General features: G+C 47.9%; 10 protein-coding genes and 1 pseudogene. 2 read left to right on the top strand and 9 right to left on the bottom strand.

What is annotated here, in order from left to right; translation table 11 throughout:
* Positions 1-211: 211 nt before the first annotated feature.
* Positions 212-937 carry a glucosamine-6-phosphate deaminase gene (gene nagB / locus E0496_RS22860; RefSeq protein WP_141504096.1) on the top strand — a complete coding sequence of 242 codons (726 nt, stop codon included), beginning with the start codon at positions 212-214 and terminating at the stop codon, positions 935-937.
* Positions 938-2,125, top strand: a complete 1,188-nt coding sequence (gene nagA / locus E0496_RS22855; protein WP_141504095.1) for an N-acetylglucosamine-6-phosphate deacetylase — start codon at positions 938-940, stop codon at positions 2,123-2,125. It abuts the gene before it with no gap.
* Between the two features lie 543 nt (positions 2,126-2,668).
* Here nagA and E0496_RS37235 read toward each other — a convergent pair.
* The 9 genes and pseudogenes from E0496_RS37235 to icd form a co-directional block, all read right to left on the bottom strand.
* Positions 2,669-2,836, bottom strand: a pseudogene (locus E0496_RS37235) (IS256 family transposase); the annotation flags it as partial.
* Between the two features lie 41 nt (positions 2,837-2,877).
* Positions 2,878-3,738 carry an aminoglycoside 6-adenylyltransferase gene (locus E0496_RS22850; RefSeq protein WP_161601524.1) on the bottom strand — a complete coding sequence of 287 codons (861 nt, stop codon included), beginning with the start codon at positions 3,736-3,738 and terminating at the stop codon, positions 2,878-2,880.
* A gap of 169 nt (positions 3,739-3,907) precedes the next feature.
* Complete coding sequence (locus E0496_RS37230; protein WP_421924584.1) at positions 3,908-4,048, bottom strand: DUF7336 domain-containing protein; 141 nt, start codon at positions 4,046-4,048, stop codon at positions 3,908-3,910.
* Positions 4,049-4,363: 315 nt separating this feature from the next.
* A complete protein-coding gene (locus E0496_RS22840; RefSeq protein WP_141504093.1) occupies positions 4,364-5,146 on the bottom strand; it encodes a DeoR/GlpR family DNA-binding transcription regulator in 783 nt (260 codons plus the stop codon).
* 2 nt (positions 5,147-5,148) lie between these two features.
* On the bottom strand, positions 5,149-6,105 hold the full coding sequence (locus E0496_RS22835; RefSeq protein WP_141504092.1) for a sugar kinase: 957 nt from the start codon (positions 6,103-6,105) through the stop codon (positions 5,149-5,151).
* A 40-nt stretch (positions 6,106-6,145) separates the two neighbouring features.
* Positions 6,146-6,574, bottom strand: coding sequence for a hypothetical protein (locus E0496_RS22830; RefSeq protein ID WP_141504091.1), 429 nt, complete (start codon positions 6,572-6,574; stop codon positions 6,146-6,148).
* Positions 6,575-6,750: 176 nt separating this feature from the next.
* Positions 6,751-8,910 (bottom strand): DNA helicase RecQ, encoded by a 2,160-nt coding sequence (recQ, locus tag E0496_RS22825; protein ID WP_141504090.1) that lies wholly within the window; start codon positions 8,908-8,910, stop codon positions 6,751-6,753.
* Between the two features lie 121 nt (positions 8,911-9,031).
* On the bottom strand, positions 9,032-9,973 hold the full coding sequence (mdh, locus tag E0496_RS22820; RefSeq protein ID WP_141504089.1) for a malate dehydrogenase: 942 nt from the start codon (positions 9,971-9,973) through the stop codon (positions 9,032-9,034).
* 399 nt (positions 9,974-10,372) lie between these two features.
* A complete protein-coding gene (icd, locus tag E0496_RS22815) occupies positions 10,373-11,668 on the bottom strand; it encodes an NADP-dependent isocitrate dehydrogenase (RefSeq protein WP_141504088.1) in 1,296 nt (431 codons plus the stop codon).
* Positions 11,669-11,689: the final 21 nt, after the last annotated feature.

Raw genomic sequence — 11,689 nt, 5'->3', positions numbered from 1 at the left:
ATACATACGCTATCAAACACTGTAAATGAAAAGACAGAAAGCAAGAATCATGCATGTCTATCTTTTATTCTATTAAGATGGGGCACATATGTTGTCCCTCAAATTAATGATTTTTACAATCATTAATTTGATTTTTACAATCATTTTATATTGTTAATCTGTCGGAATTCATATAAAATGAAAGTAACGAATCCCCTTAGGAGGCACACATATGGAAATTATTAAATTTGATACGCAGCAGGAATTAGACGCTTACGCAGCTGAGCTTTTTATAAATACAGTCAAGGAAAAGCCAAATGCCGTTCTTGGTCTCGCAACAGGATCGACACCTATCGGTATATATGACAAAATAGTAGAAAGGTTCAATGAGAATAAAGTCAGCTTCAAGGAAGCCACGACCTTTAATCTCGATGAATATGTCGGCATTGGACCGGAAAATGATCAAAGTTACGCTTATTATATGAATAAACATTTATTCTCCCATATCGATATCCCTGCACCTCAAACCCATTTGCCTAATGGCATGGCTGATGTCCTTCAAGAAGAAACTGCACGCTATGATGCTATGCTTGCAGCACAGCCCGTAGATATTCAGCTGCTTGGTCTCGGTCACAACGGACATATCGGCTTTAACGAGCCTGACGTGAATCTCTCTGGCGGCACGCATGCCGTTAAGCTAAAAGAAGAAACTCGCGAAGCGAATGCCCGCTTCTTCGATTCCATGGATGAAGTCCCTAATTATGCCATTACTATGGGAGTAGGCTCGATTCTAAAGGCGAACACGATCGTGCTTGCTGTGCGCGGAGCAGATAAAGCGGAGATTGTCAAAGAAGCATTGACTGGGCCCATTACCACAAGCGTACCAGCCTCATTGCTACAAACACATGCACGCGTAATCGTACTGCTCGATCGCGAGGCAGGAAGGATGTTGGATTAAATGGCAGAACATTCTGCTGACTGGCTTATTCGCAATGTAAGCATCGTACTTGAGAATGAGGTTATAACCGGGAGCGTTTCGGTTAAAAATGGAAAAATAGCAGACGTTTTTCCTGATACAAGTACAGAAGCGGTAAGAGCTATGGATAGAGTGCAAGTTATAGACGGGCGCGGAGGCTACCTGCTGCCAGGTTTCATTGATGTGCACGTCCATGGCGGTTATGGAGCCGACTTTATGGATGCAAGCAGCGAAAGCTTCCATACGATTACGAAATTCCATGCATCGCAAGGAACGACCGGTATGCTTGCGACTACAATGACCGCTGCTAAAGCAGACATTGAGGCCGTCCTCCATGCCGTAGATGCTTACCAAAGAAAAGAAATGCCACATGCTGCATTATATGGTGTTCACTTAGAAGGACCATTCATTAGCGAAAAATGGCCAGGCGCGCAAAATCCGGAATTCATCAAAGATCCTCAGCTTGAATGGATGAAGCAATGGGAGGGGCAATGGCCAGGGCTAATTCGTCAACTGACGCTGGCCCCTGAGAAAGAGGGTGCCCTTGAGACAATTGCCTGGCTTGCTGAGCAAGGCATTAATACCGCTTGCGGGCATACGGACGCTCTTTATGACGAAGTTATTGCCGCAGCCGATGCCGGGCTATCCCAGGCCGTCCATACCTATAACGCCATGCGCGGCTTGCATCACCGCGAGCCGGGCACACTTGGCGCCGTGCTGACGGATAACCGGATTGCGGCCGAGCTCATCGCTGACGGGATTCATGTCCACCCGGGAGCCGTACGGCTGCTGGTTGCCGCCAAGCCAGAAGATAAAATCATTCTGATTACGGACGCCATGTCCGCGGCTGGCATGCCCGACGGGGAGTACAGCCTTGGCGGTTTGGCTGTAGTGGTGAAGGATAACGAAGCCCGCTTGCTGGAGGGCAACGCTCTCGCTGGCAGCTGCTTAACCATGATCGGCGCTGTTCGGTTCATGCTTGAGCATACCGACCTCACGATCGCGCAGGTTAGCCGACTAGCCAGCAGCAATGCCGCTAAACAGCTTGGCCTCTTCGACCGTACCGGCTCGATCTCCATCGGCAAGCAAGCCGATCTGGTATGGACCGACGCCCAGCTTAATGTGCAGCAAACGTGGGTACAAGGACGTTCCGTATTTGAAGCTCTATAAAAAAACTCCCCCAGCAGGCTTATGGCTTGCTGGGGGAGTTTTTTAAAGGAATGACGAATCGAGTCAAGTCCAGATTTGTGTGTAAAATCTCATCTAGCTCAGCTGCCCAAATTGGACTGGATATGGCTGGGTTCTGGTGAAATAGATCTATTTTTTAGATCTAATTTGACGAAAATAGCCGAAATCGATGAAATAGATCTATAAAATAGATCTATTCTAACCCAGCGGCTTCAAATGGGTAACTTATGGCTAGGTTCTGGAGAAATAGATCTATTTTTTAGATCTAATCTGGCGGAAATATCCAATTTGGATGAAATAGATCTATAAAATAGATCTATTCTAACCCAGCGGCTTCAAAAGGGTAACTTATGGCTGGGTTCTGGAGAAATAGGTCTATTTTTAGATCTAATCTGGCGGAAATAGCCGATTGAGTGTCAAGTCCAAATTTGCGTGTAAAATCTTATCTAGCTTAGCGGAATGGGTATCAACGGTTTTTTCGCCATTCATTGCAGGCAGCCATGTCCATGAATTTGCGGCTAAGGACTCCTCAGGAAAGATGAGAATCGCTGTTGCATCATCAAAGCCGTTCTCGAGCGGTACACATCGCTTTTGGTGCTTTGTCTTGGAAAGCAGCTATCTTTTCCTTCAAACATTTCCGTGCAATTTCTGCATCGGTGCAGCAAAAATCGAACGAACCATCCCTTTAATACTCGCTCACACCTCATATCAGCCATATTCTCGCCTAAGTATCTCTATTGACTCAATAATAGGGACTGACGATGTTCCGTAATCCAGTCCTCAACATTTGAAAATAATGGATCCGGATACGAATAGTTATACTTGCTTGCCACTTCTCCAGATAACCTGCGGAATAAGTCAAAAGAAGCGATTAATGCATGCCAATTGCTAAGTTGATCATATCCTCCAAAAACTTGCTTCAAGTCTGAAACTACCTCTTTTTCAGCCCAATCATGAATAAACTTACCTGCGTGCCAAGTATCATATGTATTTCCGTTTAGAGCTTTCGCATGCCATTCCATCATTTGGAGCAGCAGCCCTTTGCAATCCCGATCCCTTTCTTTGACGACCCATATCTCATTACGCAAAATTTGTTTGGCTACGTAGAGGGTTGCAAAACAAAACATGCTTACCGCTTGATTAAAAGCGTCATAGGAAACAGGCACTTCATCAGGTGCGGCCAGTGCCTTAGGCAAAAGCTTTTCCCCATCTCCCGTCTTATCCAGAAGGATTTTAACCCCTCTTTGAAATCCGATTGGAATCCTCCCGTTCTTGATTAATTGATGGAAATCAGATGTAGGCTGGAATAGAAAGTCAACCTGCGCTCCTTTATCAAAAAGAACAAGTTTTTCGGGGTCCCCGCCCACTGTTCGAAACAGAAAACTCGTCCACACCTCGCCAATATTTATTAACCAATCATCATTTTGAAAATAATAATCTGGATTGGACAAGTAGACCACTACATCCAAATCAGAAAACTCGTCAAATGGCCTCTCTACTCTCGCTCTGGACCCAAGAATATAGATAGCACTTACCTCTTCGACTTGGATGCCCCACTGGAAAATACGCTCTTCCAGCGTTTTGTAAATATCCAACTGAATTCAACCTCCTCCACTTCCACATCAAAAAAATTCTTATACAAAAATTAGCATATCCGAAATGACAAGTCCATACCTCCGACCACAGACGGATATTTAGCTTGGTTATTCAACCACCTATTCTAAAATTAAAGGGTTCTCTTCGGCTTCATTTCTTTCGTTGAACTTATATATCTGAATCATTACAACCAATAAACCCTTCCTTCCAGTTATCTTTATCAATTTCATATTCATCAATATAAAAAGTATCTAAGTTGTCTCTGAACCCTGGCAGGGTTTTATATCTTTCCACTACAGATTCTGCTATTTCTTATGAGGAATAGATCCCAATTAGTTTAGTCTCATCATACCTTCCATCTTCTCCGACTTCATATGCATGTTGAACTAAAAATACCGTTTTCATTGTCTATCCCCCCTCTTCTATAAAAGTCATCCATTGCCAATTCTCATATCCAACACACCCGAGTTTTGTCCATTTGTCCATGAAATCAATATAATCATTTCACTAACCTATGACCATACTAACACCCTCCAGTATTGATAGTCATCTCCTTATAAAAGAAGAATACACAAAAAAAGACGGCATATCCGCTAGTGGATATACCGTCTCTTATTAATTGAATTAACCCGTCACATGCACAGAAATGCCATGTTCGTTGATTTCTGAAGCAAGCTCGGCTGTGAGCGGAACATCAGTGATAACACCGCGCAGCTCGGCAAGTGAAGCAATCGAGAAAAGCGAGGTTCGCCCGGTTTTTGTATGATCGAATACGGCATAAGCCGCTTGTGAGCGTTTAATGAGTGCTTTGGCGATTTGAGCTTCTTGCTCCGAATAAGTCGTAATGCCGCCTGCAGCAGAAATGCCATCGACACCGATAAACATTTTACCGATATGAAGATGAGCAACCATTCCCTCACCCAAAGGCCCGCAAAGCTCAAAGCTGTTATGACGCATAATCCCTCCGGTGACAACAACCTGAATGTCACTACCCGCAAGCTCCATCGCGATATTAACCGCATTCGTAACCACCGTGATCCCTTTACGGGACTTGATTGACTTGGCAATCAGAAAATTCGTCGTCCCTCCGGAGAGACCAATGACGTCGCCTTCCATAATTAAAGAGGCTGCGAGCTGAGCAATGCGTTCCTTCTCCAAGATCGACAAGCCCTCTTTTTCAGCAAAAGGCAAATCTCGAGCTGAATTCATGCCATCATACATCGCTCCGCCAATGGTGCGAATGATTGGATATTCCGCTTCCATTTGCTCCAGATCGCGCCGCGCCGTCGCCTCTGAACATCCGAAACGATCAACCATTTCCGCGATCGTGACCCGTCCCTGCTGCTTCAACAGCTGCAGCACGGCCTCTCGGCGTCGCTGCCCTTTGGAGCCATTCACTTCAGCCATCGTCAGCGCTCCACCCAAGCTTTGGTGGACATTCGCTGCTCGACAACGTTCCACTCGGGAAGGGCTTCCCAATCTCCGCGCATCTGGACGACCAAAGAGCCATTAATGCTTGCCAGACGTACCGATTCCACTGGGGATAGACCCTTCATGATTCCGGCGAGGAATCCCGCGCAGAAGCCGTCACCAGCTCCTACCGTATCAACGACCTGCTCAGCCGGATAAAATGGCAAACTTTCTTCTTGTCCATTGTTCAATACGACCGTCGTGTCTCCACGGCCTTTGATGATGGATACAGCCTTCAATTTCGAAAGCTCAGCCTTCACATGCTCGTAGTCGTCCGTATCGTACAGCAGCTTAAGCTCGTCCCAGCCAGGTAAAAAATAGTCCGCCTCCGCGGCAAGCGGAAGGAGCACTTCTCTGGCCTCCTCGATGGACCACAGCTTTAGGCGCAAGTTGGGGTCAAAGCTGATCAGCACGCCTGCTTCCTTGGCGATATCAACAGCACGGCGCAGCGTCCTGCGGCAATCCTCGCTCAGCGCCGCTGTGATACCGGTTACATGAAGAAGTTTGGCTCCGCGTATGTAGTTCTCGTCAAGCTGCTCCGGCAGCATCCGGCTGGCTGCCGAATGCTTTCTGAAATAATGGACGGCGAGCCTTCCTGCTACATGCTCCCTGAACATCATGCCTGTCGGCGCTTCCGTGCTAAGCTGGGCGCGAGATACGTCAACGCCTTCGCCGCGGAGTGTCTTCAGAATGATTTTGCCAAAAGGATCGTCGCCCAATGCGCCAAACCAGCCTACAGAGGAACCTAGACGTGCAAGTCCAATTGCGACATTGCTTTCCGCCCCGCCGAAGCTTTGTTCAAGCGTTGCGGCGCGTTCAATCGACTTATGCTCCTGCGGCATAAATAGTGCCATTGATTCGCCAAACGTTACAATTTGTGGTGATGATTCATGCACGTTAAAATCCCCCTACAGCGTTTTAGACTTTATGAAAAAATTAACCTTGGAACATCGGAAATTTCATGAAATAAATAATCGCGATATACAGCACCAGCACAATAATGCTCATTACGCGTGCTTTACTAATATGCGCAGTCGCGCTTTTCCCCTCTTGAATTGAGGCTACCACCCGTTTCAGCGGCTTGGAAATGATTCCGCCGAGCGCAGCTACGGCAAGGAAAAGCAGTACGATGATAACCATCCATGCAACGGAATAGTCCGCTTGCGATATGAGGTAACCACCCGTTAGCAGCTGCAGCACTAGGAAGTACTGAGCGATGCGATTCGCCGACAGCAAGCCTTCTGCCAGTCCCCCTTGTCCAACCCCAGCGAGCTTGGAAGCTCTGCCTACCATGATAGGGAGCACGATATAAAAGCCCATACCGGCTGCGCCTAGCACATGCAAAAATAACATGACTTTAAACATTTTTAACTCCTCCTGTTTTGGTAACGCGTATTCTACGATCCGCAATTGCCAAAATCGTCTATATTAAATATTTTATCAGAAACGAAACTTTTTTCAAATGATAACGCACCCGATACGAACCTTTATGCACTTTTTTGCACGCTTTATCCCGAATCGTTCCCGAAATTTTCACACTTTTATGATTTGAAACCGTATTTGCTCATTACGCCATGGATGGAAAAATAGGTCACTTCCTCCGGCAAAGCGTCTTTGATCGGCCGAAGTTTTTCAATGCCCAACTCGCCAATGGCATCTACGATCAATTGCTCGTAATCCGCAGGGATGATCCGGCTCCAATCCACTTCCTCGCCCTCATCCGCACAGCGAATAATATGTCCTTCAACCGTCACCTTGCTTAACCCACGATCCTTTGCAATCTCTTCCGGCTCCTGTCCGGCTTGAAAAAGCTCAAGGGTGGCTAAGTGGCTGGGCTGTTCGTCACTTTGCACTCGCTTGGCCGTTGCCGCACCCGCCCGCGAAACCGTCGAGACCGTTCCCGCAGCTTGCTCTTGGCCATCTCCGGCAAATGAATGGATAAGGGAAAGCAAATCCTCGCCGTATTTCTCTGCCTTTGCCGCTCCGATCCCTTTTACGCCAAGCAATTGATCCGTCGTTTTGGGCTGTGCATTGGCAATTTCCCGAAGCGTCGCGTCAAAAAACAGCATGAATGGCGGAACGCCTTCCACCGCAGCTTTTTCTTTGCGCCACTGCTTGAGCGCATCGAACAACGGCGAAGAAATCGCGCTGTCAGAAGAAGCGGCTTGCCGGACAGTCGCTCTTACTCTTTGCATGATCGGCTCACGGCCTTCTAGCACTGGCAGAGCGCTTGCGGTTAAAGAGACAACGGGGTATTGCCCCTCGCTCAGCTTAAGGTAACCCTCCGCAACGAGCCAATACAGCCAATCCGCTATTTCCTTCTCGGGCAAATGCCGCATTAAGCCATAAGTGCTCAAGCGATCTAAACCAAATTCAAGCAGCCGTTTATCACGGGAGCCCTTCAGCACCTTAGCCGCCATCGTTACACCAAAACGCCCTCTCATTCGACCGACACAGGAGAGCGCCATTTTCGCCTCCTCGGTCCGGTTCACCGGCTCGCTCTTGTCTAGGCAGCTGCTGCATTTTCCACATGCCTCAACGCCTGATTCTCCAAAATAATCAACGATGAATTGCTGCAAACATCGCTGTGTCCGGCTAAAATTCATCATCGTATGAAGCTTGGAGAGCTGAATCGACTTACGATCCGTATCCCCTGTGCCTTGCTCAATTAGAAATCGCTGTACCTGCATATCTGCCGGCTCAAACAGAAGAATGCATTCACTTTCCTCACCGTCCCTGCCCGCACGGCCTGCCTCTTGGTAATACGATTCAATATCGCTAGTCATTTGCCAGTGCATCACGTACCGAACGTTCGGCTTGTCGATCCCCATCCCAAAAGCATTGGTTGCCACCATAACGCGAATGTCGTCAAAACGGAACTTCTCCTGTGTTTCGGCACGCTCCACATCGGATAGACCACCGTGATATTTACCGGCCTGGATGCCTCTGCGAGTCAATTGCTCATACACATTCTCGACTTCTTTTCTCGTTGCGGCATAAATAATGCCCGATTGCTCTTTTCGGCCAGACACAAAGTTCTCTAGAAACTTCTTTTTGTCCACGCCTGTCACAACGGACAACGATAGATTCGGCCTGGCAAACCCAGTGACAAATATACTCGGGTCACGCAGCTTCAGCATTTCAGAAATGTCCGCGGCTACTTCAGTCGTGGCCGTCGCCGTAAATGCGGCTACCAAAGGCCGATCCTTCATTCTTGCAATCCAGCCTGCCAACTGCCTGTAGCTCGGGCGGAAGTCATGCCCCCATTGCGATACGCAGTGAGCCTCGTCAATGGCGATCAGAGGGATCGAGAGCTGCTCGGACAAGGATTGGAACATCGGCGCGTCGAGACGCTCAGGCGCCACGTACAGCAGCTTATACTCGCCCTGCATTGCGCTCCGCATCACCTCCCGGTATTCCGCTGCTCCAAGAGAGCTGTTCAGAAATGCCGCAGAAACCCCTACCCGGCGCAAAGCATCCACTTGGTCCTTCATTAATGAAATAAGCGGCGAAATGACAAGTGACGTACCTGGCAGCAGCATCGAAGGAATTTGATAACATATCGATTTACCTCCGCCTGTCGGCAAGATGGCGAGAGTATCCCTTCCATGCATGATGCCCGAAATGATATCCTCTTGCCCCTTCCGGAAAGAGTCGTAGCCGTACACCTGTTTCAAGGCTTGCTTCGCTTGTTCAATCATTCCGTATTCCTCCTAAACTAAAGCTTCTGCCCTCTAAAAATAAACAGGGAGGACCCTGGCAGCATTCTGTCAGGGTCCTCCCAAACGCAATCATTTATTTAATCTGCTAACATCCGATTCATTAGCCCGTTACAATTTGAATAACGCTACGAACGGATTGCGCGGATTTATCAAGTGCTGCCTTTTCCTCATCAGTCAGGTCAAGCTCAAGCACTTTCTCGATACCGTCACCGCCAATGATTGTCGGTACGCCCATGAACAAGTTGTCATAGCCGTATTCGCCTTCAAGCAATGCGATGACCGGAAGAATCCGTTTTTTGTCTTTAAGAATGGCTTCTGTCATTTGTACGAGCGACGCTGCAGGCGCATAGTACGCGCTGCCGTTGCCCAGCAAATTAACGATCTCGCCACCGCCGACGCGAGCCCGCTGAACGATGGCTTCTATGCGATCAGCAGGGATCAGCTTCTCGATTGGAATACCGCCAACGTTCGAATAACGAACGAGCGGTACCATGTCATCGCCATGTCCGCCAAGCACGAAGCCGCGAACATCTTCCACGGATACGTTAAGCTCTTGCGCAATAAATGTGCAGTAACGGGCAGTGTCAAGAACGCCAGATTGACCGATAACGCGGTTCTTAGGGAAGCCTAGCGTTTGGAATGCCGCATAAGTCATCGCATCAACCGGGTTGCTTAAGATGATTACGTAGGCATTTGGGCTGCTTGCTTTGATGTTTTCACAAACGGATCTTACAATGCCAGCGTTCGTGCTGACAAGGTCATCACGGCTCATGCCTGGTTTGCGGGCAATGCCCGCAGTGATGATGACAACATCGGAATCTTTCGTGTCGTCGTAGTTGGAAGTACCTATAATGCTTGCGTCAACGCCTAGTACAGGAGTTGCTTCCAGCATGTCGAGCGCCTTGCCTTTAGTCGGGTTTTCAAGCGGGGCAATATCAACAAGAACAACGTTGCCGAGTTCTTTTTGAGCAAGCATAAGTGCAGTAGTAGCACCAGTGAAACCTGCTCCTACTACCGTGATTTTTTTGCGTTTTATAGCCATCTTGAGTAAACCCTCCCGAAATTTTATTAAAGGGGAGACCCCTTTGCCCCCTATTTACCACTTAAACCTTCGAGCTCCTAAGTTCGTTTTCGAACCCACCTAAATCCTCCCTTCCAAGGGAGGACCCCAAGGCGCTGCGCCCTCTGGACACCTGCAAATTGGACAAACGTAGGTGATTGAACGGCGAACACATGCAACTTTTGAGCTTGGAGCGCTTTCGTCCTGCGGGACGCCATTCCAAGTTCAAGAGCGAAGAACAGAATGTGTCCCTTACGCGACGCCATCCTAAGTTCAAGAGCTAAAGAGAGGAATGGTGTCCCCTGCGGGACACCATTCTTTGTCTTTGTGTGAGTGTAAAAACTAGGGGACAGGGTTCCCTAATTTAAGATAAAGGTTGGACTACATGTTTTTGATGATTTCGTCTGCGAAAGCGGAACATTTAACTTCTGTTGCGCCTTCCATCAAGCGAGCGAAATCGTAAGTTACGGTTTTATTGTGGATCGAAGCTTCCATACCTTTATAGATAAGGTCAGCCGCTTCCTGCCAGCCAAGGTGCTCAAGGAGCATTACGCCGGACAAGATAACAGAACCTGGGTTTACAACGTCAAGGTCAGCATATTTTGGAGCTGTGCCGTGTGTTGCTTCGAAGATCGCGTGGCCAGTCAGGTAGTTGATGTTCGCGCCTGGAGCGATACCGATACCGCCAACTTGAGCAGCAAGAGCGTCGGACAGGTAGTCACCGTTAAGGTTCAATGTTGCGATTACATCGAAATCAGTTGGACGAGTAAGAACTTGCTGCAATGCGATATCCGCGATTGCGTCTTTTACGATTAGCTTGCCAGCAGCTTCTGCATCTTTTTGTGCTTTGTTAGCAGCGTCTGTGCCTTCTGCTTCTTTAATGCGGTCGTATTCGCCCCATGTAAAGGTTTCGTTAGCGAATTCTTGCTCAGCCACTTCGTAGCCCCAGTTTTTGAACGCGCCTTCTGTGTATTTCATGATGTTGCCTTTGTGTACAAGCGTAACGGATTTTTTACCGTGCTTGATCGCATATTCGATTGCTGCACGAACAAGACGTTGTGAACCTTCTTTGGATACCGGCTTGATGCCAATACCTGAAGTTTCAGGGAAGCGAATTTTGTTTGCTCCCATTTCATTTTGAAGGAACTCGATTACTTTTTTCACTTCTGCAGAACCTTCTTGGTACTCGATACCTGCATAGATATCTTCTGTATTTTCACGGAAAATAACCATGTCAACAAGCTCAGGGCGTTTTACCGGGGAAGGTACGCCAGTGAAGTAACGAACTGGGCGCAAGCAAGTGTAAAGGTCAAGCTCTTGGCGAAGAGCAACGTTCAAAGAACGGATACCGCCACCGATTGGCGTAGTCAAAGGACCTTTGATCGCAACGATGTATTCGCGGATTGCTGTCAGCGTGTCAGCTGGCAACCATTCGCCGTATTCATTGAATGCTTTTTCGCCGGCAAATACTTCGTACCAAGCGATTTTTTTCTCGCCGTTGTATGCTTTCTCTACCGCTGCGTCAAGCGCGCGTTTCGAAGCTTTCCAAATGTCGCGGCCTGTGCCGTCGCCTTCAATGAAAGGGATGATCGGGTTGTTAGGTACATTAAGAACACCGTTATCGATTGTGATTTGCTCGCCTTCGGTTGGAAGCGCGAATTTTTCGAACTGAGCCATGAATGAAATCCTCCTTAGAAT

Source organism: Paenibacillus luteus, from assembly GCF_006542765.1.
Lineage (GTDB): Bacteria > Bacillota > Bacilli > Paenibacillales > Paenibacillaceae > Pristimantibacillus > Pristimantibacillus luteus.
Note: the sequence above shows the minus strand (reverse complement) of the source record. Positions and strands in the feature narration are given on the sequence as shown.